Raw genomic sequence first — 25,651 nt, forward strand, 5'->3', positions numbered from 1 at the left:
TTGGCAGCGGAATTATGGCCTATTCGGCCGCCTGTTTCGCAGCCCTAACGCCCTGGGCCAGGGCCGCGGTCAGCTCGGCCACGGCGTTAACGGTTTTGGCGGTCGCCCGCCCCTCGGCATCGAGGCTGTTCTTGAGCGCATCGACCAGCGCGGTGCCGACCACCGAACCATTGGCCTTCTCGGCAATGGCCCGCGCCGCCTCCGGCGTACGGATGCCGAAACCAACGCAGATCGGCAGCTTGGTATGCCGCTTGATGCGCGCAACAGCTTCACCGACGACATTCGCGTCCGCCGCTGCCGCACCGGTGATGCCGGCGATCGAGACGTAATAGACAAAGCCTGATGTGTTCGCGAGCACCGCGGGCAGGCGCTTGTCGTCGGTGGTCGGGGTCGCCAGGCGAATGAAGTTCAGGCCCGCCTTCAGCGCGGGAATGCAGAGCTCGTCGTCTTCCTCCGGAGGCAAATCGACGATGATGAGGCCGTCAACGCCTGATGTCTTGGCATCGGCCAAGAACTTGTCGACGCCGTAAATGTAGATCGGATTGTAATAGCCCATCAGCACCAGCGGCGTGATGTTGTCGTCCTTGCGGAAGTCGCGCACGAGATCGAGCGTCTTCTTCAAGGTCATGCCGACCTTGAGCGCGCGCAGACCTGCCGCCTGAATCGAGGGACCATCCGCCATCGGATCGGTGAAGGGAATGCCGAGTTCGATGACGTCGGCGCCCGCCTTGGGCAGCGCCTTGACGATATTGAGCGAAGTCGTGAGATCGGGATCGCCGGCCATCACATAGGTGACGAAGGCCGAGCGGCCCTGCTTCTTCAACTCGGCGAAACGAGTGTCGATACGCGTGGTCATGTTTCCGCGGCCGCTGTGCTATACCTCTCCCCTCCGGGGAGAGGTCGGCTGCGAAGCAGCCGGGTGAGGGGGATGGAGAGATTCAAGTCGAGAGCGCGAAGGCTCCGCGAGTCGCAGACGAGTGCCGAAGCAAAGCTTTGGCAGGCGTTGCGCAACCGGCAGCTCGCTCGCTGGAAGTTTCGTCGCCAGCATCCGGTTGACCGATACGTCGTCGATTTCGTGACGCTCGACGGGAAACTCATCATTGAGGTCGATGGCGTCACGCATTCCAGCCCGACCGAAATCGAGCGAGATAAGGCTCGGACCGAAGTCCTTGAGGCCTGCGGATTCCTCGTTCTCCGGGTCTCGAACACGGATGTGTACGAAAATCTTGAAGGCGTGCTCGAACTCATCGAGACATCACTGAGGTTCGAGTGAGCGGAGAGACCCCTCACCCGGCTGCTTCGCAGCCGACCTCTCCCCGACGGGGAGGGGTGACGAGAGTGCGACACCCGCCTCACTTGCTCTTGCCCCTCAGGATGTCGCCGACCTGCGGGACGTCCTTGTCGCCGCGGCCGGAGAGATTGACGACCATCAGGTGGTCTTTCGGCCGCTTCGGCGCGAGCTCCATCACCTTGGCGATGGCATGCGCCGGCTCGAGCGCGGGGATGATGCCTTCGAGACGCGACAGCAGCTGGAACGCGGCGAGCGCCTCGTCGTCGGTTGCGGAGAGATAATTGACGCGGCCGATCTCATGCAGCCAGGAATGCTCGGGTCCGATGCCGGGATAATCAAGACCGGCCGAGATCGAATGCGCATCCTGGATCTGGCCGTCTTCGTTCATCAAGAGATAGGTGCGGTTGCCGTGCAGCACGCCGGGACGGCCGCCCGCGATCGAGGCCGCATGCAGCTGCGTGAGCCCATGGCCGGCAGCTTCGACGCCGAAGATCTCGACGGAGGGATCGTCGAGGAACGGATGGAACAGGCCCATCGCGTTCGAGCCACCGCCGATGCAGGCAACGAGCGAGTCCGGCAGGCGGCCCTCGATCTCCTGCATCTGCGCCTTGGTCTCGTTGCCGATGATCGACTGAAAGTCGCGCACCAGTGTCGGATAGGGATGTGGGCCCGCGACCGTGCCGATGCAATAGAAGGTGTTGTGCACGTTGGTGACCCAGTCGCGCAGCGCCTCGTTCATCGCGTCCTTCAGCGTGCGCGTGCCCGACTGCACCGGAAGCACCTTTGCGCCCAGCATCTCCATGCGGATCACGTTGGGCTGCTGCCGCTCGACGTCGACGGCGCCCATATAGACCACGCATTCGAGGCCAAAGCGCGCGCACAGCGTCGCGGTGGCGACACCGTGCTGGCCGGCGCCGGTCTCCGCGATGATGCGCTTCTTGCCCATGCGCCGCGCCAGCATGATCTGGCCAAGCACGTTGTTCACCTTGTGCGAGCCGGTGTGGTTGAGCTCTTCGCGCTTGAGGTAAATCTTGGCGCCGCCGAGGTGCTCGGTGAGACGCTCGGCGAAGTAGAGCGGCGAGGGCCGGCCGACATAGTTCTTGAGATAGCCGTTCATCTCGGCCTGGAAGGCCGGATCGGCTTTGGCCGCGGTGTAGGCCTTCTCCAGATCGAGGATCAGCGGCATCAGGGTTTCGGCGACGAAGCGTCCGCCGAAGATGCCGAAATGGCCGCGCTCATCGGGGCCGCTGCGATAGGAATTTGGTTTGGCGATGTTCATCGAACGCTCAACTCTTGAGTGGCGCGCGCGGCGCGAATGAAGGCCTTGATCAGCTCGGGATCCTTGACGCCGGGTGCGCTCTCGACACCGGAGGACACGTCGACGCCGCCGGCGCGGGTAACGCGCAGCGCTTCGGCAACGTTGCCGGCGTCGAGTCCGCCCGAGACCATGTAGGGCAATTTCAGATCGAGATTTTCCAGGAGGTGCCATTCGAACGGCTCGCCCAGGCCGCCGGGCCGGGTCGCATCCTTCGGCGCGCGCGCGTCGAACAGGATACGGTCGGCGACCGCCGCATAGCCGGGCAGCACGGCGAGATCGGCCGCGGTTGCGACCGGCACCGCCTTCATCACCGGGCGGCCGAACCGCTGCTTGATGTCGCGCAGCCGCGCCACGCTCTCCTTGCCGTGCAGCTGGAAGATGTCCGGCGACAGCGCATCCATGATGTTGTCGAGCGTGGCGTCATCGGCATCGACGGTGAGCGCCACCTTGAGCGCGCGCCGCTTCACCTGGCGGCCGAGGTCACGGCCGGCTTCCAGCGACAGATGCCGCGGCGACGGCGGAAAGAACACGAAGCCCACCATGTCGGCGCCGGCGTCGAGCGCGACGTCAAGCGTCTCGCGCGTGGACAGGCCGCAGATTTTGACGAGCAGGGACATGGTCTCGAAGCGGGTAGCGGCCGCAAGGGGCGCCGGGAAACGGGTTTTTCGGTCGGGGCCGCTTCTACAACGTCGCGCGCTGCTTGTCTCGCCCGATAGGCCCGTAAAGGCCTACCCCCGCGGGGACGGGGAGGCGCTGGGATTCGGGCTTTGCGGCGGCCATCTGGGCCCGCAGATCGGCCAGCTCGACCCGGGCAGCCCGCGCATCCGCATCGTTCCGCCGCGCCGCGCGGCGCCAGCGCCGCTGGCCGAACCAGACTGCACAGCCGCCGGCGACAACCCCGATGGCGGCCACCAGGATCAGCAGCAGGAACAGCGGCAGCGTCACCGCGAAGGACGGATCGTCCGTGACGAAGGGATCGAGGGAGACCGTGACGAAATGCCGGTTGGCGACGGCGAAGGTCACCAGGAGCAGGCCCAGCGGAATCACGATCAGCGCGGTCAGGAACTTTCGCATCGCGATCGCTCGTCTTGAATCAAGCTTGCTGCCGCATCATGCGGCCGTTCGGTAAAGCCCCGACGACAGCCTTAGTCTGCAGCGCCGGGATCCGGATGGTCGCGGTTCAGCCGCTCGCGCATTTCCTTGCCGGTCTTGAAGAACGGAACGCTCTTCTGGTCGACGGGCACATGGGCGCCGGTGCGCGGATTGCGCCCGGCGCGTGCAGGGCGATGCTTGACCGAGAAGGCACCGAAACCGCGCAGCTCGACGCGGTCACCGCGCGCGAGGGCCGCTACGATCTCTTCGAGAATCGCATTCACAATGTTCTCGACATCCCGCTGGTACAGATGCGGGTTGTGCTCGGCGATACGCTGAACAAGTTCGGATTTGATCATCGAGAGATAGGACCCGGAAGCGTGCGGATGACCATTTCCGTGAAAATACTGTGATCTGTCAAGACGCTAAATCAAGGTTGAGCGTCGGGAAAATACGTGACAAATGCCGGAAAAGCAGGCTGACCGCCCACCCGTCAGACGGGAAAATCCTCCAGGCCTCGCCCGGTTCCGTCAATTCGACCCCGCCGGCTGCCACAGGGCCAGCATGCCATCGATTCCAACCCGATCCACGGCCTGCACAACGCCAGTTTGCCCGATCTGATGCGCAATCGAGCCTAAACCAAGCGCTTCCAGCGTCACGGCGGCCGCAGTCTTGAGGAACGGCAGATCGCCAAAGCGCGGCTGGAGCTTGTAATCGCGCACCGAAAGACCCTTCTTGACGCCCTTCTGCTCGACCAGCCAGGTCACCGCTGTCTTCTCGTCGCCGATCTGGTCGATCAGCTTGAGGTCGATCGCCTGGCGTCCGGTGAAGACGCGGCCGTCGGCGACTTTTTCGAGCTGCGTGTCATCCATGCCACGCCGGTCCTTCACCAGGCCCTTGAACCAGGCATAGGAATCCTTCACCAGCGCATCGAGCGCGGCCCTCGCCTCGGGGCTGGTGGGCTCAAAACCGTTCGGCGCGGCCTTCAGCGGCGAGGATTTGACCTCCTCGACCTTGACGCCGATCGTCTTCAGGAGCTCGGCGACGTTGGGATACTGGAACAGCACGCCGATCGAGCCGACCAGCGAGCTCTGCTGCGCGATGATGTGGTCGCTCGCGATCGCGGTGATGTAGCCACCGGAGGCGGCAAGGCCCTCGACCACGACGACGAGCGGCTTCTTCGCCTTGAGCCGCACGAGCGAATCGTAGAGCTGCTCGGAGCCGGCTGTCGTCCCGCCCGGCGAGTTGATGTGAACGATGACGGCGGCGGCCTGCGAATTCTCCAGCCGCTCCAGCGCCTGCGTGCGATCAGAGTCGCTGCGGATCAGGCCTTCGATCTGCACCCGCGCAATCGAGCCGGCGGCTGCGAATGTGCCGCGCGCGCCGGGCGTTGCGACCAGCGCGAAGCCCGCGATCGCGGCGATCGCGATCAGCGCGGCCATCACGCGCCAGAACGTAAGCTTGCGGCGGATCCTGCGGCGATCGACGATGATGTCCGAATCGAGCGACATCGGAATATCTCCAAATGAAAGGCGCGTCCAAGAAGGCCTGGCGCGTTGTGCCGTCACAGCGTGACGATTGGCTTATCTCGATACATCAATTGCGGCGCATTTTGAAGAAAACAAGGCTGTGCGGCGGTGTAGCCCGCACGCTGCCACATACTCGCCGTCGTCCCGGACAAGCGCAGCGAAGCGGAGCGCCGATCCGGGACCCATAACCACAGGGAGCGGTTTGGCGAAGACTCGGAGTTATCAGCTTCGCGCAACAACTACTCCCTGGGGTTATGGGTCCCCGCCTTCGCGGGGACGACAACTGAGCGAGCAACAAAAAAGCCCCGGCTTTCGCCGGGGCTCTGATGTCAGCGAAACAGACGTTTCGCTTACTTGCTGTCGCGGTTCTTGAGCGCGGTGCCCAGGATGTCGCCGAGCGTCGCACCCGAATCGGAGGAACCGTACTGCGCGATGGCTTCCTTCTCTTCGGCGACTTCGAGCGCCTTGATCGACACCTGGACCTTGCGGGCCTTCTTGTCGAACTGGATCACGCGGGCATCGACCTTCTCGCCGACGGCGAAGCGTTCGGCGCGCTGGTCGTTGCGGTCACGCGCGAGCTCCGAGCGCTTGATGAAGGTGGTGAAGTCGGTACCGGCGATCTTCACCTCGATACCGCTCTCCTTCACTTCGAGCACTTCGCAGGTCACGACCGCGCCCTTCTTGACATCGCCCGGCTCGGCGAACGGGTCGCCTTCGAGCTGCTTGATGCCGAGCGAGATGCGCTCCTTCTCGACGTCCACATCGAGCACCACGGCCTTCACCACGTCGCCCTTCTTGTAGTTGTCGATCACCTGCTCGCCCGGAAGCTTCCAGTCGAGATCGGAAAGGTGGACCATGCCGTCGACGTCGCCCTCGAGACCCAGGAACAGACCGAACTCGGTCTTGTTCTTGACCTCGCCCTCGACCACCGAACCGGTCGGGTGACCTTCGACGAAGACCTCCCAGGGGTTGCGCATGGTCTGCTTGAGGCCGAGCGAGATGCGGCGCTTGACGGAATCGACTTCCAGCACTTGCACGTCGACTTCCTGCGAGGTCGACACGATCTTGCCGGGGTGCATGTTCTTCTTGGTCCACGACATCTCGGAGACGTGGATCAGGCCTTCGATGCCCGGCTCGAGCTCGACGAACGCACCGTAGTCGGTGATGTTGGTGACGCGGCCGGTGAAGCGGGCACCCAGCGGGTACTTGGCTTCGATGCCCTGCCACGGATCGTCCAGCAGCTGCTTCATGCCCAGCGAGATGCGGTGCGTCTCGTGGTTGATCTTGATGATCTTGACCTTCACGGTCTGACCGATCGAGAGCACCTCGGTCGGGTGGTTGACGCGGCGCCACGCGATGTCGGTGACGTGCAGCAGGCCGTCGATGCCGCCGAGATCAACGAACGCACCGTAATCGGTGATGTTCTTGACCACGCCGTCGATGACCTGACCCTCTTCGAGGTTCTGCACCAGCTCCTGGCGCTGCTCGGCGCGGGTCTCTTCGAGAACCGTGCGGCGGGACACCACGATGTTGCCGCGGCGGCGGTCCATCTTGAGGATCTGGAACGGCTGCGAGTTGTTCATCAGCGGCGCAACGTCGCGGATCGGACGGATGTCGACCTGCGAGCGCGGCAGGAACGCCACGGCACCGTCGAGGTCGACGGTGAAGCCGCCCTTGACCTGGTTGAAGATGACGCCGTTGACCTTCTCGTTGTTCTGGAAGGCCTTCTCGAGCTTGCCCCAGCTCTCCTCGCGGCGCGCCTTGTCGCGCGACAGCACGGCTTCGCCGAGGGCGTTCTCGATGCGATCGAGGAACACTTCCACCTCGTCGCCGACCTTGATCTCGCTGTCACGGCCGGGGCCGGAAAATTCGCGCAGGGCGACGCGGCCCTCGGTCTTCAGGCCGACGTCGATGACGGCCATGTCCTTTTCAATTGCAACCACCTTGCCCTTGACGACGGAGCTTTCCTGCAGGTTGCCACCTGCGAAGGACTCGTCGAGCATCGCGGCGAAATCGTCGCGCGAGGGGCTATAGGTATCAGCAGAAGTCGAAGCCATTTGTTCTCCAGTTGCGGATGTCTTGCCGGCCGTTGGGTTTAAGGGCGCATCGCACACGCAGTGTCGGAAGGTCCGCAAAACCTTCGAGCGACCGCTCGTTGCCCGGGCCTTGCGGCCAGAACAACGGAAGCGAGCCGGCTGAGGCCCGCGCATTCGATACGTGGAATTCTTGTGTCCGGAGCTGGATGCGACGGCTCCCGAAACGGGAACCGAGGTATCGACCTCAAAGAGCGGGAGCGGGCGCTTCCTCCAATGACGGCCGCGGCTTAACCCCGCGGACGGCCCGCTCGGACGGCCTCGATAATGTCGATGGCGGCCCGGACGCCGCCTTCTATATCCAGTTGGGAGTTATCTAGCAAGTAAGCATCCGGGGCCGGTTTTAAAGGCGCAATCGGCCGGTTCTTGTCGCGCTCGTCGCGCTGGATGATGTCGGCGAGCACAGCCGCCTCGTCCGCCTGCTCGCCCCTTGCCCTGGCCTCCATGGTCCGCCGCCGCGCGCGAACCTTGGGGTCGGCGACCACGAAAATCTTCACGTCTGCATGAGGACAGATCACGGTTCCAATGTCCCGGCCGTCCAGCACGGCGCCGGGCGGATCGGCGGCAAATTGCCGCTGGAAATTGAGCAGGGCTTCACGAACCCTGGGGATGGCCGACACGATGGAAGCGCCCTCGCCGGCCTCCTGGGTCTTCAGCGCGGGGTTGCCGAACTTTTCGGGATCGAGTTCCAGCGCAGCCTGGACCGCGGCCGCCTCATCCCGGAGATCATGACCCGACTGCATCAGGGCATAGGCCACCGCGCGATAGATCACGCCGGTATCGAGATGACGATAGCCGTAATGATGGGCGAGGCGCTTGCCGAGCGTCCCCTTGCCCGAGGCGGCGGGACCGTCGATGGCGATGATCATGAAAACTCGGCCCCTAGCGCACGCATCATCGGGATGAAGTCCGGGAAACTGGTGGCGATGAAGGCGGTGTCGTCGACGGTCACGGGCTGGTCGGAGGCACAGCCCATCACCAGCGCGGACATCGCGATGCGATGATCCATATGGGTCGCGACAGTGCCGCCGCCGGGTACATGACCGCGGCCCTCGACGATCAGATCGTCGCCGGAGATCTCGACCTTGACGCCGTTGACGCGGAGCATGTCGGCCGTGGCTTCGAGACGGTCGGACTCCTTGACGCGCAGCTCCTGCAGGCCACGCATGATGGTCGTGCCCTCGGCGAAGGAGGCCGCCACCGCCAGCACGAGATATTCGTCGATCATCGAGGGCGCGCGCTCCGGCGGCACCTCGACGCCACGCAGTTTTGACGCGCGCACGCGCAATTGCGCCATCGGCTCGCCGGCATCGCCCCGCACTTCGCTCTCCTCGATCGAGGCGCCCATTTCGCGCAGCGTGGTGAACAGGCCGGTGCGCAGCGGATTGGTCATGACATCGGACAACACGATGTCGGAGCCCTCGACGATCAGCGCCGCGACGATCGGGAAGGCGGCCGACGAGGGATCGGCGGGCACGACGATGTTGGCTCCATGCAGCTCAGGCTGACCGACGAGCGTAATGCGGCGGCCATGCTGGCCTTCCTGCACCGAGGTGATGTCGGCGCCAAAATGCTTCAGCATCAGTTCGGTGTGGTCGCGGCTGGCCTCGCTCTCGATCACGGTCGTGGCGCCCGGCGCGGCGAGGCCCGCCAGCAGCACGGCCGATTTGATCTGGGCCGAGGCGACCGGGGTCTTGTAGGTGATCGGCAGCGGATCGCGCGCGCCCTGGACGGTCAGTGGCAGGCGGCCACCCTCGCCGCCGGAGACGACCCTTGCGCCCATCTTTTCGAGCGGATCGAGGATCCGGCGCATCGGACGGCTGCGCAAGGAGGCGTCGCCGTCGAAAATCGCCGAGATCGGGCAGCCGGCGACGGCGCCCATAACCAGCCGGCAGCCGGTGCCCGAATTGCCGAAATCCAGCGCCATCTTGGGCTGTGCAAAGCCTCCGACGCCCACGCCCTGGACCTTCCAGGCGAAATCGCCGGTGCGCTCGACCTGGGCGCCGAGGGCCTGCATGGATTTGGCGGTGTTGAGGACGTCCTCGCCCTCGAGGAGGCCCGAAATCCTGGTCTCGCCGACCGCGAGCGCGCCCAGGATCAGGGCGCGGTGGGAGATCGACTTGTCCCCGGGCACCCGTACTTTCCCGGTCAGGGGACCGCTGGCGCGCGACCGAAGGGGCGTCGGCTTGTCGGAATGGGTCACGTTATGTCCTTGGATAGGCCCGAAATATCCCTGCGGGGCTCGCGGGGCAGGTACCACATGGTCTCCCCGGCGTCACGGGCATGTCTTTCTCCCGTAATGCGCTATTGACAGCGGGCCGCCAACTAGCCAAGTGAAGCACCGCTTTTCAGACATTCCCAGGATTCCTGCCGTGGCCAAGTCCGAACTCGGAACCAAACGTATTTGCCCGACCACGGGCAAGAAATTCTATGATCTCAACAAGAATCCGGTGATCTCGCCTTATACCGGCGAGGTGGTTCCGATCGCCCCGGTTGCCCCTGCTCGCGCGCCCCGTGGCGCGGAAGCCCGCAGCATGGCCCAGGACACCGCGCCGGAGCCGGCCGAGGCCGAAGAGTTGGTCTCCCTCGAGGAGGCCGATGCCGAGGAGAACACCGGCAAGGTCAAGGCCGTGGTGCCCGAATCCGAGGACGATATCGAAGTCGACGAGACCCTCGACGACGACGATGACGATGATTCGACCTTCATTGCCGACGAAGAAGAGGGCGATGAGGACGTGACCGACATCATTGGTGATGTCGGAGGTGATGAAGAGACTTGAGATCAGCCCTGATCTGTGAAAAAGGGTGCACCGCGCGAGTCGGAAGGCTCGCCGGTCGGGAGTGATCCCCCAGGATCATCCCAGGACTTAAGGGGCCATAGCTCAGCTGGGAGAGCGCTTGCATGGCATGCAAGAGGTCGGCGGTTCGATCCCGCCTGGCTCCACCAGCCTTCGCGAAGCGAAGGCTGTCGCGCCGAAGCCCGCAGGGCGTAGGCGGGGCTCCAACGAATTCCCCTACTCCCCGATCACCGCATTCAGTCGGTCCCTCAGCGCGACGATCTCGTCCTTCATCGCCACCAGCTCCGACACCGAGCAGTCCGACGCCGCCAGGATCGACTGCGGCACGCTGCGGGCCTTTTCCTTCAGCGCGTGGCCCTGCGGCGTCAGCGCGATCAGCACCTGCCGTTCGTCCTCGCTGGAGCGGGTACGCCTGACGAGATGCGCGGCCTCTAACCGCTTCAAGAGCGGCGTCAGCGTGCCCGAATCCAGGAACAGCTTCTCCCCGATGTCCTTGACCGGCACGTCGTCGCGCTCCCACAGCACCAGCATCACCAGATATTGCGGATAGGTCAGGCCGAGCCGGTCGAGCAGCGGCTTGTAGACGCGGTTGAAGGCATGCGCGGCCGAATAGACCGCAAAGCAGATCTGGTTGTCGAGGCGCTGCGGGTCCAGCGCCGGCACTTTCCGAGGCATAACGAATCTCACGAGGTTTCTCCCATTCTGGGGCCGGCCGGCGGCATATTCAATTGCGGACAATTAAATGTGAGGCCGCGCAATTTCAATTGCGCACAATCTAATTGTCTGCGATATAGGGCGCGTCCCAACCCGGAACCCCCAAGGGAGACGAAAATGTCCGTGAACGTCCTCTACAAGACCAGCGCAAAAGCCACCGGCGGCCGCGACGGCCATGCTGCGACCCTCGACGGCGCGCTCGACGTCAAGCTCACCACGCCGAAGGAGCTTGGTGGTGGCGGCGGCGCCGGCAACAATCCCGAGCAGCTGTTTGCGGCCGGTTATGCCGCCTGCTTCATCGGCGCGATGAAATTCGTGGCCTCGCAGGGCGGCCCGAAGGTTCCGGCTGACGCCTCCGTCACCTCGACCGTCGGCATCGGCCCGCGCTCTGAAGGCGGCTTCGGCCTCGACATCGACCTCGCCGTCTCGCTGCCGGGCCTTGCCCGTGCTGAGGCCGAGGCGCTGGTCGCCAAGGCGCACCAGGTGTGCCCGTACTCCAATGCGACGCGCGGCAATGTCGACGTTCGCCTGACGGTCGTCTGATCAAAGGGCGGATTGGCTGGCCCGGGATCCCCCTCGGGCCGGCCGCTTCCGCTTGATTTGCCACGCCGCGGGATTGCCGTGCGGCCGTGCATGCGGCCCTACGCCCGGCGCCATTGCTGGCGCAAACAAACCTCGCTAGGCCTGTGATCAAACGACCGACACAGGGAAGCGAAGGCATGACTGAAGCCGCCAGTTCTGGAGCAGCATTGGGCGCAATGAGCGGGCTGCGCGTCATCGATCTCACGCGCGTGCTCGGCGGTCCCTACTGCACCCAGATCCTCGCCGACCACGGCGCCGACGTCATCAAGGTCGAGCCGCCCGCAGGCGACGAGGTGCGCGAATGGGGCCCTCCCTTCCACGAGGAGGATGCGGCCTATTTCGTCGGCATCAACCGCAACAAGCGCTCGATCGGCCTCGACCTCGCTGCCGAGGGCGGCCGCGTGGTGCTGCTGAAGATGCTGGAGACGGCCGACGTCCTGATCGAGAATTTCAAGCCGGGCACGCTGGAGAAATGGGGCATCGGCAACGAGGTCTTGCGCGAAAAATTCCCGCGCCTCGTGCATTGCCGGATCTGCGGCTTCGGCGCCGACGGCCCGCGCGGCGGCAATCCCGGCTATGACGCGATCATCCAGGCCATGACCGGCATGATCGCGGCGACCGGCTCGCCCGAGAGCGGACCGATGCGGATCGGCGTGCCGCTCGTCGACATCACCACCGGTCTTTACGCCGCGATCGGCATCCTGATGGCGCTGTCGGAGCGGCAGCGCTCCGGCAAGGGCCAGTTCCTGGAGACGACGCTGTACGAGACCGGCCTTGCCATCATGCATCCGCACACGGCGAACTATTTCATGCATGGCAAGCCGCCTGGCCTCACCGGCAACGAGCACCCGAACCTCGTGCCCTACGCGATCTTCCCGACGAAGACCGACAACATCTTCATCGGCGTCGGCAATGACGGCACCTTCCGCAAGCTCGCCAAGGAGATCGGCAAGCCCGAGCTCGGCACCGATCCGCGCTTTGCCCGCAACAAGGACCGCATCGCCAACCGCGAGGCGCTGCGCGCCGAGCTTGCCGCCGTGTTCAGCCAGCACGAGGCCGAGCCGCTGTGCAATCGCCTGCTTGCGGCGGGTCTGCCCGCAGGCCCGGTGCAGAAGATCGACCAGGCGTTGACGAACCCGCACACGATCGCGCGCGGCGATGTCATCGAGAAGGACTGGTACAAGGGCGTGGCCTCGCCGATCCGGCTCGATCGCAGCAAGCCGAGCCTGCGCCGCCTGCCGCCGAAATTCAGCCAGCACGCGGCCGAGGTGCTGGGCGAGTTCGGCTACTCCAAGTCCGAGATCGACGCGATGGTCGAAAAGGGCACAGTCTGCGGCCCCGAGCGGAAACGCTGAGATAAGATAGAGATCGAGCGACAGCGCAGGTGCGCTCCCCTCCCCCGCCTGCGGGGGAGGGTTGGGGAGAGGGTGTCTCCGCAGTGAGACTCCCCCAGAGGATAGAGCCCTCACCCGGATCGCTTCGCGATCCGACCTCTCCCGCAAGCGGGAGAGGCTAAGGGAGCCCGGAGCCACATCCGTGCTCACCAACATCATTCCGCGCTGACGGCGCTCTCCTTCCCTCATCATCCATGCCGCAGTGCGGCGCGAGCCGTGCATGGGCACCGCGAACGGCGGAGGCCCGTCCGTGGCGCCTTCGCCTATTTGACGACTTCCCTTTTGGCCGCGCTTGCTGCTTTCGTTTCTCCCGCTTACACAGTCATGTGAACGTCATATGGCGCTGCTAGCGCAAGCGCCTCTTCATTGACGGGCAAGGGAGGTTTTCTTGATGGCTCTTCGACATTTTGGCGCGGCTGCAGCTGTTGCACTCACGGTTGGTCTCGGCGCCTCGCCGGCCCTGGCCGTGACCGAAATCCAGTGGTGGCATGCGATGACCGGCGCCAACAACGACGTCATCGTCAAGCTCGCCAACGACTTCAACGCGTCGCAGAGCGACTACAAGGTGATCCCGACCTACAAGGGCAACTACCCCGATACGATGAACGCCGGCATCGCTGCGTTCCGCGCCGGCAACGCCCCGCACATCATGCAGGTGTTCGAAGTCGGCACCGCGACCATGATGGCCGCGACCGGCGCCGTGAAGCCGGTCTACAAGCTGATGGCCGAGACCGGCGAGAAGTTCGATCCGAAGAACTACCTGCCCGCGATCACCGGCTACTACTCGACCTCGAAGGGCGAGATGCTGTCGTTCCCCTTCAACTCGTCGTCCACCGTGATGTGGGTCAATCTCGACGAGCTGAAGAAAGCCAATGTCGAGATCCCCAAGACCTGGCCTGAAGTGTTCGAGGCCGGCAAGAAGCTGAAGGCCGCCGGTCACGACACCTGCGGCTTCTCCGGCTCGTGGGTCACCTGGGTCAATCTCGAGCAGCTCTCGGCCTGGCACAACGTGCCGCTCTCCAGCAAGGCCAACGGCCTCGACGGCTTCGACACCGTGCTCGAATTCAACGGCCCGCTCCAGGTCAAGCATCTCGAAAACCTGGTCGAGCTGCAGAAGACCAAGGTCTACGACTACGCCGGCCGCACCAACACCGGCGAAGGCCGCTTCACCTCGGGTGAGTGCCCGATCTACCTGACCTCGTCGGCGTTCTTCGGCAACGTCAAGGCGCAGGCCAAGTTCAACTTCACCGCCGTGCCGATGCCCTATTATCCCGACGCCAAGGGCGCGCCGCAGAACTCGATCATCGGCGGTGCTTCGCTCTGGGTCATGGGCGGCAAGCCGGCCGACGATTACAAGGGCGTCGCGAAATTCCTGACCTTCCTCTCCGACACCGATCGTCAGGTCTACATCCACAAGGCCTCGGGCTATCTGCCGATCACCAAGGCGGCCTACGCCAAGGCGAAGGAAGAAGGCTTCTACAAGGACCAGCCCTATCTCGAGACCCCGCTGCTCGAGCTGACCAACAAGGAGCCGACCGAGAATTCGCGCGGCCTGCGCCTCGGCAACATGGTTCAGCTGCGTGACGTCTGGTCGGAAGAGATCGAGCAGGCGCTGGCCGGCAAGAAGACCGCCAAGCAGGCGCTCGATGCCGCCGTCGAACGCGGCAACACGATGCTGCGGCAGTTCGAAAAGACCGCCGTGAAGTAAGGCGACTGCGGCAGGCCGGTCGCCCGGCCTGCCGCTCCCCGGGGCATCATGCAAAAGCAAGCCGTTTTCCAATCGAGGCTATTGCCCTACGCGCTGGTTGCCCCGCAACTCGCGATCGTCCTGATTTTCTTCTACTGGCCGGCCCTGCAGGCGGTGATCCAGTCGTTCCTGCTCCAGGACGCCTTCGGCCTGTCGTCGAGCTTCGTCTGGTTCGACAACTACATCGAGCTGTTCAGGGATCCCGCCTATTTCGCAACGATCGTCCGGACCTTCTTCTTCTCGTTCGCGATCGCGATCTCGTCACTGTCCTTCGCGCTGCTGCTCGCCGTGATGGCTGACAAGCCGCTGCGCGGCTCGATGCTCTACCGCACGCTGCTGATCTGGCCCTATGCGGTGGCGCCGCCTGTCGTCGGCGTGCTCTGGATCTTCATGCTGCATCCCTCGCTCGGCGTGCTCTCGCGATACTTGCGCGGCCTCGGGATCGACTGGAATCCGCTGCTCGACGGCAATCAGGCCGCGGCGCTGGTCATCCTCGCCGCCGCCTGGAAGCAGATCTCCTACAACTTCCTGTTCTTCCTCGCCGGTCTCCAGAGCATCCCGAAAAGCGTGATCGAGGCCGCCGCGATCGACGGCGCGCGTCCGATGCGGCGGTTCTGGACCGTGATCTTCCCGCTGCTGTCGCCGACCATCTTCTTCCTGCTGGTGATCAACATCGTCTACGCCTTCTTCGACACGTTCGGCATCATCGACACCATGACCCGCGGCGGCCCCGGCACGTCGACCGTCACGCTGGTCTACAAGGTCTATTCCGACGGCCTGCTTGGCGGCAATCTCGGCAGCTCCGCGGCGCAATCGGTGATCCTGATGATCATGGTCATCGTGCTGACGGGAATCCAGTTCCGCTTCGTCGAACGCAAGGTGACCTACTGATGGTCGAGGAAGAGGGCTTTCGGCGCTACGTCGCGCACATCATCCTCTGGATCGGGATCGCGATCGTCGCATTCCCGGTCTACATCGCCATCGTCGCCTCGACCCAGGACAACGCGCTGATCGCCAACGGCCAGATGTCGCTGCTGCCGGGCGGTCATTTCTTCGAGGTCTATTACCAGACCATCTTCGTCGGCACGAGCGGCTCGACCCGCGAGCCGGTCGGCAACATGATGCTGAACTCGCTGGTGATGGCGCTGGCGATCGCAATCGGCAAGATCGCGATCTCGATCATCTCGGCCTATGCGATCGTGTATTTCCGCTTTCCATTCCGGATGGCGATCTTCTGGATCATCTTCATCACCTTGATGCTGCCGGTCGAGGTCCGCATCTATCCGACCTACAAGATCGTCGCCGACCTGCACATGCTCGACAGCTATGCGGGCCTGGCGCTGCCGCTGATCGCGTCGGCGACCGCGACGCTGCTGTTCCGCCAGTTCTTCATGACCGTGCCGGACGAATTGCTGGAGGCCTCGCGCATCGACGGCGCGGGACCCTTGCGCTTCTTCTGGGACACGCTCTTGCCGCTGTCGCGCACCAACATGGCGGCGCTGTTCGTGATCCTGTTCATCCTCGGCTGGAATCAATATCTCTGGCCGCTGCTGATCACCACGCGCGACGACATGCAGACCATCCAGGTCGGCATCCGCAAGATGATCACCACCACCGACGCGCTGACCGAATGGCCGATCGTGATGGCGACCGCCGTGCTGGCCATGCTGCCGCCGGTGTTCGTCGTCGTCGCCATGCAGAGATTGTTCGTGCGCGGCCTCGTCGAAACCGAGAAATGAGTTTTCATGGCTAACGTCACCCTGCGCAACGTCCGCAAGACCTATCAAGGCGGCTTCGAAGCCATCAAGGGCGTCAACGTCGATGTCGGCGACGGTCAGTTCTGCGTGCTGGTCGGCCCCTCCGGCTGCGGCAAGTCCACACTGCTGCGCATGGTCGCAGGGCTCGAGACCGTCACCGGCGGCGAGATCGACATCGGTGGCCGCGTCGTCAACCAGGTCGAGCCCGCCGATCGCGACATCGCGATGGTGTTCCAGAACTACGCGCTCTATCCGCATATGAGCGTCTACAACAACATGGCCTATGGCCTGCGCAACCGCGGCATGGCCGAGGCCGAGATCAAGACCCGCGTCGAGCAAGCCGCGCGCGTGCTCGAGCTCTCCGCCATGCTGGAGCGCAAGCCGCGGCAGCTCTCCGGCGGCCAGCGCCAGCGCGTCGCCATGGGCCGCGCCATCGTGCGCCAGCCGAAGGTGTTCCTGTTCGACGAGCCGCTCTCCAACCTCGACGCCAAGCTGCGCATCGCGATGCGCGTCGAGATCCGCAAATTGCAGCGCCGGCTCAGCACGACGTCGATCTACGTCACCCACGACCAGCTCGAGGCGATGACACTGGCCGACGTTCTCGTCGTAATGAACGGCGGCCAGGTCGAGCAGGTCGGCAATCCCCTCGCGATCTACGAGAAGCCGGCGACGACTTTTGTGGCTTCCTTCATCGGCGCACCGCCGATGAACCTGATGTCGACGCGTCCCGACGAGATCAAGTCGCAGCTCGGCGGCAGTGCTGTTGAGGCCGGCATTCTCGGCATCCGCCCGGAGGATTTCGTCATCACCGACGAGACACCAGCGGGCGGCGTGGCGCTGCCGTTAACGGTCGAAGCCATCGAGCGCGTCGGTGCCGAAACTTTCGTCTACGGCTCCCGCGAGCAGGAGGACCAGCGCGTCGCCGCCACCCCGGGCGAGCTGCCGCCCGGCGAGGTCATCGTCCGCATCCCCGGAACCGAGGCCCCTGCCATCGGCGCGAGGATCCGCGTCGCGGCGGTGCGGGCGAAACTGCATCTGTTCAGCGGCGACGGGCGGAAACGGATCGAGGCCTGACGGTTCCGAGGGGCAGACCGAGAAAACGTCCGAAAACAACCCCATGCACAGTAGGAGGGGTCCTGTTTTCATTGAGATAAATCGCCCGCCAATTCGTCATGCCTGCCGGTGTCGGGGCTATGACGAATTGTAAGCATTTTGTGCGATGGCAGAGCCCTGGGCGGCAAGCGCCCCATCCACAGCCCCCCGGCTACGTCCTTGAACCGACACGGGGATATGACCATATTGCTGACCAAGGGGTGCCTTGATCGGGCCCCGAAGCACCAAAGTCGCTTCGAGAGGACTTTGTAAACTATGTCTCGTGTTCCCACGCTTTCCAGTCCGTTCCTTCTGGGCTTCGACGAGATCGAGCGCGTGCTCGACCGCGTCGTCAAAGGCGCCGACGGCTACCCTCCCTACAATATCGAGAGGTGTGACCGCTCGGACGGCCAACCCGAGCGTTTGCGCATCACGCTGGCGGTCGCCGGCTTCACCCGCGACCAACTCGATGTAACCATTGAGGAAAACCAGCTCGTCATTCGCGGGCGGCAGCAGGACGACAAGACCCGGCAATACATCCATCGCGGCATCGCCGCGCGCCACTTCCAGCGCACCTTCGTGCTGGCGGAGGGGATGCTGGTGCTGGGTGCGGATCTGAAGAACGGGTTGTTGTCGATCGACCTGGCCCGGCCTGAACCGGAGAGGATCGTTAAGACAATCGCTATCAATGAGCACGAATAATGGAACGAGTAGCGGACTCGACCGCTTAGTTCGTTAGAGGAGTCGAGACCATGAGTGAAGGTCACGTTGCGTTCGAATACGAAGCCAAGAATGTCTCTCCGGAGACGCTGGCAACCCTTGGCGAAGGCCATATCGCCTATGTGAAGCAGATCCGCTCCGAGGACGTTCCGGGCCTGTTTCCCGAGGCGCCGAAGATTGCGCCGGGTCTCAAGCTTTTCGCGCTCCACGCCGCCGACGGCACGCCGATCATGCTGACCGACAGCCGCGAAGCCGCGATCGCCAACGCCTGGAGCAACGAGCTGCAAGCCGTCAGCGTGCACTGAGCGCGCATCGCACGACTAGAGATTTGGCGGGCATGCCTTCAGACGAAGGCATGCCCGTTTTCATTTGTGAGGGGCTGCTGCTAGACGGTGGTCATGGACCAGCCCATGCCCATCCCGATTGCGATATCCGAGTTGTCATCCGGCGAAGCGCTGGCCGAGACGATGCTGTCTCTCAACAACAGCCATGCAGAGGAATTGTCGTGGCTTGAGCGCGAGCGGCTGCAAGACCTGGTCGCGCAAGCCTTCTACGCGCGCAGGATCAGCCATCTCGATGCGTTCCTGATCGCACTTGATCAGGACGGGCACTACGACAGCCCGAACTTCCTGTGGTTTCGATCCCGCTACGCGCGCTTTGTCTACGTCGACCGGATCGTGGTCGCAGCATCCGCGCGCGGCATGGGATGCGCGCGCCGGCTTTACGCCGACCTGTTCGATCGCGCGGCCGAAGCCGGACACGATCGCATCGTCTGCGAAGTGAATCGGCAGCCGCCGAACCCGGCGTCGGATGCGTTTCACGCCGCCCTGGGATTTGCCGAGGTCGGCAGCGCCAACATCCACAATGGCAGCAAGACGGTGCGCTATCTCTCGCGCACCCTCTGACCACACTCAAAGAAAGCGGTTGGGCAGCCTTGGGCCGCAGTTGTGGCCGACAGCACCGAATAGATCGCGGACGCCTCGCGCGAGGCGCACGGGCAAGCCCAATCAGGTCAATCGCGCTCGGATGTCCGGTTTCAGGACCTTTCCGACCTTTGAGCGCGGAAGATCGTCCCAGACTTCGATCTGCTTCGGCGTCTTGACGCTGCCGATCTGTTCCTTGACGAAGGCGGCGAGCACCGCGGGGTCAATCCGCTGGCCGGCGCGGGGCTGCACCACGGCCACGATCCGTTCGCCCCACTTCGGATCGGGCAGCCCGATCACGGCGCAATCCTGCACCGCCTCATGCGCCCGCAGCGCGTTCTCGACCTCGATCGAGTAGACGTTGAACCCGCCGGTGATGATCATGTCCTTGGCGCGATCGACGATATAGAGGTAGCCGTCGTCGTCGATGTAGCCGATGTCGCCGGTGTGGTGCCAGCCATGCGCGGAGGCCTCCGCCGTGGCCTCGGGATTCTTGTAGTAGCCCTGCATCACCAGCGAGCCGCGGACCACGATCTCGCCGCGCGCGCCTGATGGCAGCAGATTGCCGTCGCCATCCATGATGCCGGCCTGCACCAGCGGGCTGATCCGCCCGGCCGAAGCGAGGCGCTCCATCGCGATGGTGCCGTCGGCATTGTAATGCTCATCTGGTGCCATCATCGAAATCATCATCGGCGCTTCGGTCTGACCGAACAACTGCGCCATCGGCCCGATACGCTGGAGCGCCTCCGCAAGCCGCGCGGCCGAGATCGGCGCCGCGCCGTACCAGAAGCATTGCAGCGAGCCGAGGTTGGCGGAGTCGAGCCTGGGATGATCGAGCAGCATGTAGATCACGGTCGGCGGCAGGAAAGTGTGCGTGACGCCGTAGCGCTCGATCAGATCGAGGAATTCGGCGATGTCGGGGTGATGCATGATCACGATGCGGCCACCGAGCGCCATGATCGGGAAACACAGCACGCCGGCCGCGTGGGTCAAGGGCGCGAGCGCGAGATAGACTGGACGGCCCTTGAAGGGATAGCCCATCAGCGTCAGGGCCGTCATGGCCTCGATGTTGCGGCCCGACAGCATGACCCCCTTCGGCTTGCCGGTGGTGCCGCCAGTGCCGGGAATCATCGCGAGATCGTCGACCGTCTCGCGTTGATAGGGGTCGTCGGCGAGGCCGGCGAGCCAGCTGTCAAACGAGGGCGCGAAGGGCAACTCTGCATCGAGGCAGACGAGGGCGCGCAGCTTCGGCAGCTCTGCACGCACCGCTTCGACCATCGGCGCGAAGCTTGAATGAAACAGCAGCAGGCTGCAGTCGAATTGGTCGAGGATGATGCGGTTTTCGGCCGCCTCGTTGCGCGGATTGATCGGGCACCAGACCGAGCCGGCACGGGAAAGGCCGAACACGCACGCAAAGGCGACCGGATCGTTGCCGGAGAGAATCGCAACCTTCTCACCGGGCGCGATACCCGATCGCGCGAGCCCGCGCGCGATGCGATAGCTGAGCTGCTGCACTTCGCCATAACTGAGGTCGCGCCCATCCATGGTGAGGCACGGCGCATCGGGGCCGAGCGAGGCACCTTTGTCCAGGTAATCGATGAAGCGCATGGTCGCCCCCGAAGCATCGTAAGGTTGGTTAGATGCGAGCCGCGGCGAAGGTCCACCTCTCCCTTGGGAGAGGTGAGGAACGATCGCCGCCGCGTCTCCTAATCGTGTACGGTTAGAACAGGCTTGCTGACCAGACCAAAACTGCGCAATTGCCCGAGCAGCTCGTGATGGCCGAACGCCTGGCAGCCGGAGGCGAAGCCCACGCGCTTGGGCGGCTGCTGCAGCAAGTGCGCGGCGGCATAGGCCTGCAGCAAGCCGGTCTGCTTGTAATTGCTGTTGCCGTTGATGACGCAGTGCGCGCGCCCCAACGGGCCGGAGGCATGCACCGAATCCAGCGACTTGTTGACACGCGGGTTCTCGCGCGGCGGCATGGTGTTCATGACGCCGGCGGCGGTCTGCGCCAACGCGTCGTAGCGGTCGTCGGGGTTCATGTCCTTGGTCGCTTCCAGCGCGGCGGCGACGATCTGCGGCACGCCCAGCATCAGGGCGCGATTGAACACGCCGCCCAGCACCTTGACGTTGGCCACGCGCGGATCGCGCTTGAACCACACCGGGTGCGAGGTGCCGCCCCAGGGCAGCGCCAGCGCCAGCTCGTGCTGGCCGGGGATGGCTAGGTTGTAGAGGCCGGCATCCACCTGATGCTCGACATATTTGTTCTGCTCCAGATAGTAGGCCTTGGCCATCGCGGCATTGACCAGGATGGTCTGCGTCGAGGCGATCGTCGGGCTGCCGCCCCAGAACACGGCGATATCAAGCGTATCGAGGCCGGGCGTCTCCAGGCACAGCTGCGCGGCGATCTCGCCGGTGGTGTACATCTGTGCGATGCCGGGCGCGAGCAGCAGGCCGGCATTGGCGAACTTCGTGCCCCACTCCTGCTCGAGCGTGATCAGCCAGTCCTGCTCGCCTGTCGTGTCGGTATAGTGGCATCGGGAAGCCCAACACGCCTGCACCACCTCGCCGCCGAACCTGGCGAAGGGGCCCACGGTGTTGAGCACCACCGAGGCGCCGTTGAACAACTCCGACAGTGCGCTCACGGTGTGCGGCACTTCCACCACCTCGTAGTCGGCGGTCTCGATGCCGGCGACGTTCGCCTTCATCGCGGCGTTGAGCTTCCCGGCGCTGCGGCCGGCGGCGATGAAGGGAATGTTGTACTCGCGCAGATATTCGCAGACCAGCCGGCCGGTGTAGCCGGACGCGCCATAGACGATGACGGGCTTCTTCGCGCTCATTGCGTTCCTCCGAAATGTTCGTTGTCAGGTTTTTTGGCTCACATGCCCATGCCGCCATCGACCGGCAGTCCGATGCCGGTGATGAAGCGCGCCTCGTTCGAGCACAGGAACACCGCGGCGTCGGCGATGTCGCCGACCTCGGCGAGCTTGCCGAGAGGCGTCTGCTCCACCACCGAGCCGACCGCGGCGTTGACGTCGGGCGCGAGGCCGATCTTCACGATGTCGTTGGCCAGCTGCAGGCCCATGTCGGTCGGGATCAGGCCGGGATAGATGCAGTTGACGCGCACGCCATAACCGAGCTTGCCGGCCTCCATCGCAGCGACCCGTGTCATGCGATCGACCGCGGATTTCGTGCCGGAATAGACCGCGATGCTCGGGAAGGCGATCGTCGCCGCGACGGAGGCGATGTTGACGACCGCGCCGCCCTTGCCCGCCGCGCCGCCCGGCCGCATCGCGCGGAAGGCGTGCTTCATGCCGAGCACGGTGCCGACGATGTTGACGTCGCACATCCGCCGCGCATCCTCGGCTCTGATCTCGCTGACCAGCGAGGTGATCTCAATGCCGGCATTGTTGATGAGGATGTCGTAGCCGCCGAGGGTGGCGACAGTCTTGGCCACCGCCCGCTCCCATTGCGCGTCGTCGGTGACGTCGAGCTGGACGAAGCCCGTCACGACATCTTCCTTCGCGATAGCAGCTGCGCTGGCGCGGCCGGCCTCCTCCAGAATGTCGGCGATCATGATCGAGGCGCCGGCGCGCGCCAACGCCTGCGCGATAGCCGCGCCGATTCCCCTCGCACCGCCGGTGACCAGGGCTTTCCTGCCCGCAAGGCTCTTCCCACCCATGACGCACTCCTCCGTTGCTGGTGATTGATTCGTGCTGCGCCACCAGGCGCGCACCAACTCGATGGGCGCAGGCCTTTCGGCGGCAGCCAGCGAAGCGTTCCTCCATGGCCGGACGTCTTGACGACTGTCCAAATTATTGGCGGGAGCCTCCGCCAGAATCTTGACACTTGTCAAGATCGAATTTGACAGGTGTCTAAGGAAGTGGTTGTGAGGAGGCGGAGCTATTCCGCGGTCGACGCGGTTCAAGTCCTTGAAAAAACGGGACTGAGGAAAGGACGACATGGCGCGGCAGATGACAGGGGCGGCCCGGCGTGTGGCCGATGCGGCCGAGGTGCTGCGCGACGAGAAGTTCAACGCGCGGCGCATCGAGCTTGCCGAGGCCGCGCTCGAAACCCTCGGAGAGCTCGGCTTCGCCCGCACCAGCCTGCGGGAGATCGCGCAGAACTCGGCGTTCACGCACGGCGTGTTCCACTATTATTTCAGCGACAAGCTCGACCTGATCTGCTGCTGCGTGCGCCACTACAAGGCGAAGTGCGTGACGCGATATGACGAGGTCGTCGCAACGGCAACGAGCCGCGACGAATTGACGGAGGGCTTCCTCGCCAAGCTCGCGGCAACGCTGCAGAACGAAGCCCGTATGCACCGGCTGTGGTACGATTTGCGCTCGCAGGCGATGTTCGAGGCGGCGTTCCGCAAGGACGTGCTCGAGATCGACAAGAGCCTGGAGGCCATGATCTGGCGCATCGCCTCGCGCTATGCCGAACTCGGCGGCAAGCGGCCGGCGTCGTCACCGGCTGCGCTCTATGCGCTGTTCGACGGCCTGTTCCAGAGCGCGCTGCTCCGGCACCTCGCGGGTGACAAGACGGCGGCTCCCGAACTGCTCGACGAAGTCCGGCGCCTGCTGCCGACCGTGTGCTGAAGCGCGGGCAGCGCCCGCGAAGCTTCCGCATCGTCATTGCGAGGAGCACTTGCGACGAGGCAATCCAGAATCCCTCCGCGGAAAGATTCTGGATTGCTTCGCTACGCTCGCAATGACGGAGTGTGAGGTAACGGCGTGCTCAACTCTCATGTCCTGGACGCGGCGCAGCGCTTCAGTTCGCGACCTCTTTGATCGTCGCGACGATCATGAAGACCAGCATCGCGAACCCGAACGCAAGCATGACCCAGGCGATAAGCACGCAGCCTTCGAAAGTTGTCTCGTTGCTGGCGCGAGTTACGTAGCCGTTGCGGCTCCAGATTTTTCCTTTCGTGCTGGCAAGCCGTAGCTGCCACGCAATGCTGGTCAGCCACCCGATCATTCCGGCGAATACGAGGAATGTCAGCAAGGAAGGACTCTTGGGAAGCTCGCGGCCAAGTCGCGAAGACTTCTGACTGGACCGACGCACGAGAGTAAGCGTGCCCGTTATCATTTGTAACGACAATTTCGTACCGTCATGCCCGGGCTTGTCCCGGGCATCCACGTTCCTGGTTCGATGAAGCAAGCCGTGGATGGCCGGGGCAAGCCCGGCCATGACGACGCAGATACTTCAGCTTTAAGGAGCCTTAAGATGTGGAGATTGGAACCGACGTCTTACGCCGCGGTCGCCGGCGGCAGGGCCAGCACCGAATAGATCGCCTGGGCATCGCGCGAGGCGCGGAGCTTCTTGGCGATGTCCTGGTCGCGCAAGAGGCGGGCGATGCGGGCGAGGGCCTTGAGGTGATCGGCGCCGGCGCCTTCGGGAGCGAGCAGCAGGAAGACGAGATCGACGGGCTGGCCGTCCATCGCCTCGAAATCGATCGGGCGATCGAGCCGCGCGAACAGGCCAAAAATCTTTTCCAGCTTGGGCAGCTTGCCGTGGGGAATGGCGACGCCATAGCCGACCGCGGTGGTGCCGAGCTTCTCGCGCTGGAGCAGCACCTCGAACACGGAGCGTTCGTTCTGCCCGGTCAGCTCGGCGGCCTTGGCCGCAAGTTCCTGAAGCGCCTGCTTCTTGCTGTTGACCTTCAATGCCGGGAGAATCGCCTCGGGTGCGACCAGATCGGTAATCGGCATGGAAGCTTTCCGAGGTGAATTAAACCGTCAGGTTCCGATTTGGCCAGCGTGGGGATAACCGCGCCGGGCCGGCGTCAAGAAGGTGAAGCAGGAGGGAGACTTAGCCAGTCCCTAGACCCTGATGTGGGGCGCTTCTACTCCAACGCAATCCCGGTGCCAACTCCCGCGTAAGGCTTTGCCCCGGTCATTGTTAAGGGCTGCGGATGGTACGGGGTCCGGCTGGCCCCCTATTCCCCCGCCTTGCCGCCGGCATTCCCGCCCGGTGGGTCGATCCAGCCGACATTGCCGTCGGCACGCCGGTAGATGATGTTCACCCGGCCGCTGGACCCATGCTGGAACACCAGGCAGGGCGCCCCGGTCAGGTCCAGTTCCATGACGGCCTCGCTGACCGAGAGCTGCTTCAGGGCGGTGGTGGCCTCGGCGATGATCACGGGGCTGTAGCCGGTGACCTCGTCGTCGTCCTCCCCCTCGCCTGGCGCTTCCAGCACGTAAGCCGTGGCGTCGAGGGTAGCCAGCGCCGCAGAGGCGACATGGGCCTTGCGGGCGGAGCGGTCCTTGAGGCGGCTCTTGTAACGCTTGAGCCGCTTCTCGATCATGATCAGCGCTTGGTCGGCACTGGCATAGGCGTCCGGCGCGTTCGAATCGGCCTCCAGCGTAACTCCCGAATCGAGATGCAGCGCGCAGTCGGTGCGGAAGCCGAAGCCGTCCTTGGAGAGCGTGATGTGGCCGGAATAATTGCCGTCGAAATATTTGCGCAGGACCTCTTCAGTCCGGTCGGTCACGCGGCCACGCAGGGCCTCGCCGACGCTGACGCTCTTGCCCGAAATCCGAAGAGTCATGGTGATGCCTCGCTTGGTTTGCGCCCGGCTACGGTGACGCGTCATCGTAGC

Annotated in this window: 28 protein-coding genes and 1 tRNA gene; 13 read left to right on the plus strand and 16 right to left on the minus strand. The window is 64.2% G+C overall.

Translation table 11 applies throughout. The features are described from left to right. Nucleotides 1-19: 19 nt before the first annotated feature. Nucleotides 20-856 (minus strand): tryptophan synthase subunit alpha, encoded by an 837-nt coding sequence (trpA, locus tag AAFG16_RS46785; protein WP_342736133.1) that lies wholly within the window; start codon nucleotides 854-856, stop codon nucleotides 20-22. A 72-nt stretch (nucleotides 857-928) separates the two neighbouring features. On the opposite strand from trpA, the gene AAFG16_RS46790 reads away from it, so the two are divergent. Continuing rightward, nucleotides 929-1,273 carry an endonuclease domain-containing protein gene (locus AAFG16_RS46790; RefSeq protein ID WP_342736135.1) on the plus strand — a complete coding sequence of 115 codons (345 nt, stop codon included), beginning with the start codon at nucleotides 929-931 and terminating at the stop codon, nucleotides 1,271-1,273. A gap of 79 nt (nucleotides 1,274-1,352) precedes the next feature. On the opposite strand, the gene trpB is transcribed toward AAFG16_RS46790, so the two are convergent. From trpB to aroA, 8 genes are all read right to left on the minus strand, one after another. Then, entirely contained in the window at nucleotides 1,353-2,570 is a 1,218-nt protein-coding gene (trpB, locus tag AAFG16_RS46795) for a tryptophan synthase subunit beta (protein WP_342736137.1), read from the minus strand. Beyond that, nucleotides 2,567-3,226, minus strand: a complete 660-nt coding sequence (locus AAFG16_RS46800) for a phosphoribosylanthranilate isomerase (RefSeq protein WP_283082897.1) — start codon at nucleotides 3,224-3,226, stop codon at nucleotides 2,567-2,569. The genes trpB and AAFG16_RS46800 overlap by 4 nt, the downstream gene beginning before the upstream one ends. 64 nt (nucleotides 3,227-3,290) lie before the next feature. Next, a complete protein-coding gene (locus AAFG16_RS46805) occupies nucleotides 3,291-3,683 on the minus strand; it encodes a lipopolysaccharide assembly protein LapA domain-containing protein (protein WP_283082898.1) in 393 nt (130 codons plus the stop codon). Nucleotides 3,684-3,754: 71 nt separating this feature from the next. Beyond that, on the minus strand, nucleotides 3,755-4,060 hold the full coding sequence (locus tag AAFG16_RS46810; protein ID WP_008539997.1) for an integration host factor subunit beta: 306 nt from the start codon (nucleotides 4,058-4,060) through the stop codon (nucleotides 3,755-3,757). 171 nt (nucleotides 4,061-4,231) lie between these two features. After that, nucleotides 4,232-5,212 carry a signal peptide peptidase SppA gene (gene sppA / locus AAFG16_RS46815; RefSeq protein WP_283082899.1) on the minus strand — a complete coding sequence of 327 codons (981 nt, stop codon included), beginning with the start codon at nucleotides 5,210-5,212 and terminating at the stop codon, nucleotides 4,232-4,234. A gap of 368 nt (nucleotides 5,213-5,580) precedes the next feature. Beyond that, on the minus strand, nucleotides 5,581-7,287 hold the full coding sequence (gene rpsA, locus AAFG16_RS46820) for a 30S ribosomal protein S1 (protein WP_283082900.1): 1,707 nt from the start codon (nucleotides 7,285-7,287) through the stop codon (nucleotides 5,581-5,583). Between the two features lie 266 nt (nucleotides 7,288-7,553). Next, nucleotides 7,554-8,192, minus strand: coding sequence for a (d)CMP kinase (gene cmk, locus AAFG16_RS46825; protein ID WP_342736141.1), 639 nt, complete (start codon nucleotides 8,190-8,192; stop codon nucleotides 7,554-7,556). Continuing rightward, nucleotides 8,189-9,526, minus strand: coding sequence for a 3-phosphoshikimate 1-carboxyvinyltransferase (gene aroA, locus AAFG16_RS46830; protein ID WP_342736143.1), 1,338 nt, complete (start codon nucleotides 9,524-9,526; stop codon nucleotides 8,189-8,191). Before aroA ends, cmk begins: the two co-directional genes overlap by 4 nt. Before the next feature lie 169 nt (nucleotides 9,527-9,695). Here aroA and AAFG16_RS46835 point away from each other — a divergent pair, with 169 nt between their 5' ends. After that, nucleotides 9,696-10,103: a TIGR02300 family protein gene (locus AAFG16_RS46835; protein ID WP_283082903.1), complete on the plus strand. Its 408-nt coding sequence runs from the start codon at nucleotides 9,696-9,698 to the stop codon at nucleotides 10,101-10,103. 91 nt (nucleotides 10,104-10,194) lie between these two features. Further along, nucleotides 10,195-10,270: transfer RNA gene (locus tag AAFG16_RS46840), tRNA-Ala, on the plus strand. Between the two features lie 67 nt (nucleotides 10,271-10,337). Here the strand turns inward: AAFG16_RS46840 and AAFG16_RS46845 are convergent. Beyond that, nucleotides 10,338-10,796, minus strand: a complete 459-nt coding sequence (locus tag AAFG16_RS46845) for a MarR family transcriptional regulator (RefSeq protein ID WP_283082904.1) — start codon at nucleotides 10,794-10,796, stop codon at nucleotides 10,338-10,340. Between the two features lie 156 nt (nucleotides 10,797-10,952). Here AAFG16_RS46845 and AAFG16_RS46850 point away from each other — a divergent pair, with 156 nt between their 5' ends. The 9 genes from AAFG16_RS46850 (at nucleotide 10,953) to AAFG16_RS46890 (ending at nucleotide 19,032) form a co-directional block, all read left to right on the plus strand. Continuing rightward, nucleotides 10,953-11,378, plus strand: coding sequence for an organic hydroperoxide resistance protein (locus tag AAFG16_RS46850; RefSeq protein WP_018645071.1), 426 nt, complete (start codon nucleotides 10,953-10,955; stop codon nucleotides 11,376-11,378). Nucleotides 11,379-11,554: 176 nt separating this feature from the next. Beyond that, the gene (locus AAFG16_RS46855; RefSeq protein ID WP_283082905.1) at nucleotides 11,555-12,772 is read left to right on the plus strand and encodes a CaiB/BaiF CoA-transferase family protein; all 1,218 of its coding nucleotides are present in this window, start codon (nucleotides 11,555-11,557) and stop codon (nucleotides 12,770-12,772) included. 430 nt (nucleotides 12,773-13,202) lie between these two features. Then, the gene (gene ugpB, locus AAFG16_RS46860; RefSeq protein WP_283082906.1) at nucleotides 13,203-14,519 is read left to right on the plus strand and encodes a sn-glycerol-3-phosphate ABC transporter substrate-binding protein UgpB; all 1,317 of its coding nucleotides are present in this window, start codon (nucleotides 13,203-13,205) and stop codon (nucleotides 14,517-14,519) included. A 48-nt stretch (nucleotides 14,520-14,567) separates the two neighbouring features. Beyond that, a complete protein-coding gene (ugpA, locus tag AAFG16_RS46865) occupies nucleotides 14,568-15,449 on the plus strand; it encodes a sn-glycerol-3-phosphate ABC transporter permease UgpA (RefSeq protein WP_342736146.1) in 882 nt (293 codons plus the stop codon). Then, nucleotides 15,449-16,297 (plus strand): sn-glycerol-3-phosphate ABC transporter permease UgpE, encoded by an 849-nt coding sequence (ugpE, locus tag AAFG16_RS46870; RefSeq protein ID WP_027561588.1) that lies wholly within the window; start codon nucleotides 15,449-15,451, stop codon nucleotides 16,295-16,297. Before ugpA ends, ugpE begins: the two co-directional genes overlap by 1 nt. Before the next feature lie 6 nt (nucleotides 16,298-16,303). Next, nucleotides 16,304-17,389: a sn-glycerol-3-phosphate import ATP-binding protein UgpC gene (locus AAFG16_RS46875; protein ID WP_342736152.1), complete on the plus strand. Its 1,086-nt coding sequence runs from the start codon at nucleotides 16,304-16,306 to the stop codon at nucleotides 17,387-17,389. Between the two features lie 294 nt (nucleotides 17,390-17,683). Continuing rightward, the gene (locus tag AAFG16_RS46880) at nucleotides 17,684-18,109 is read left to right on the plus strand and encodes an Hsp20 family protein (protein WP_011083554.1); all 426 of its coding nucleotides are present in this window, start codon (nucleotides 17,684-17,686) and stop codon (nucleotides 18,107-18,109) included. A 50-nt stretch (nucleotides 18,110-18,159) separates the two neighbouring features. Beyond that, nucleotides 18,160-18,432: a DUF1150 domain-containing protein gene (locus AAFG16_RS46885; RefSeq protein ID WP_007598581.1), complete on the plus strand. Its 273-nt coding sequence runs from the start codon at nucleotides 18,160-18,162 to the stop codon at nucleotides 18,430-18,432. Nucleotides 18,433-18,537: 105 nt separating this feature from the next. Continuing rightward, entirely contained in the window at nucleotides 18,538-19,032 is a 495-nt protein-coding gene (locus AAFG16_RS46890; RefSeq protein ID WP_283082909.1) for a GNAT family N-acetyltransferase, read from the plus strand. A gap of 102 nt (nucleotides 19,033-19,134) precedes the next feature. Here the strand turns inward: AAFG16_RS46890 and AAFG16_RS46895 are convergent, their stop codons facing one another. From AAFG16_RS46895 to AAFG16_RS46905, 3 genes are all read right to left on the minus strand, one after another. After that, nucleotides 19,135-20,658 (minus strand): long-chain fatty acid--CoA ligase, encoded by a 1,524-nt coding sequence (locus AAFG16_RS46895; RefSeq protein ID WP_342736155.1) that lies wholly within the window; start codon nucleotides 20,656-20,658, stop codon nucleotides 19,135-19,137. 98 nt (nucleotides 20,659-20,756) lie between these two features. Then, nucleotides 20,757-21,887, minus strand: coding sequence for a DUF5938 domain-containing protein (locus AAFG16_RS46900; RefSeq protein ID WP_342736157.1), 1,131 nt, complete (start codon nucleotides 21,885-21,887; stop codon nucleotides 20,757-20,759). A gap of 38 nt (nucleotides 21,888-21,925) precedes the next feature. Further along, entirely contained in the window at nucleotides 21,926-22,729 is an 804-nt protein-coding gene (locus AAFG16_RS46905) for an SDR family oxidoreductase (protein WP_342736159.1), read from the minus strand. 280 nt (nucleotides 22,730-23,009) lie between these two features. On the opposite strand from AAFG16_RS46905, the gene AAFG16_RS46910 reads away from it, so the two are divergent. After that, nucleotides 23,010-23,648, plus strand: coding sequence for a TetR/AcrR family transcriptional regulator (locus AAFG16_RS46910; RefSeq protein WP_283082912.1), 639 nt, complete (start codon nucleotides 23,010-23,012; stop codon nucleotides 23,646-23,648). A gap of 172 nt (nucleotides 23,649-23,820) precedes the next feature. Here AAFG16_RS46910 and AAFG16_RS46915 read toward each other — a convergent pair whose 3' ends face one another. From AAFG16_RS46915 to raiA, 3 genes are all read right to left on the minus strand, one after another. Next, nucleotides 23,821-24,054: a hypothetical protein gene (locus tag AAFG16_RS46915; RefSeq protein ID WP_342736161.1), complete on the minus strand. Its 234-nt coding sequence runs from the start codon at nucleotides 24,052-24,054 to the stop codon at nucleotides 23,821-23,823. 245 nt (nucleotides 24,055-24,299) lie between these two features. Then, entirely contained in the window at nucleotides 24,300-24,761 is a 462-nt protein-coding gene (gene ptsN / locus AAFG16_RS46920; RefSeq protein ID WP_008141251.1) for a PTS IIA-like nitrogen regulatory protein PtsN, read from the minus strand. A gap of 227 nt (nucleotides 24,762-24,988) precedes the next feature. Continuing rightward, entirely contained in the window at nucleotides 24,989-25,600 is a 612-nt protein-coding gene (gene raiA / locus AAFG16_RS46925; protein WP_283082914.1) for a ribosome-associated translation inhibitor RaiA, read from the minus strand. Between the last annotated feature and the right edge of the window lie 51 nt (nucleotides 25,601-25,651).

The organism is Bradyrhizobium sp. B117, assembly GCF_038969555.1.
GTDB lineage: Bacteria > Pseudomonadota > Alphaproteobacteria > Rhizobiales > Xanthobacteraceae > Bradyrhizobium.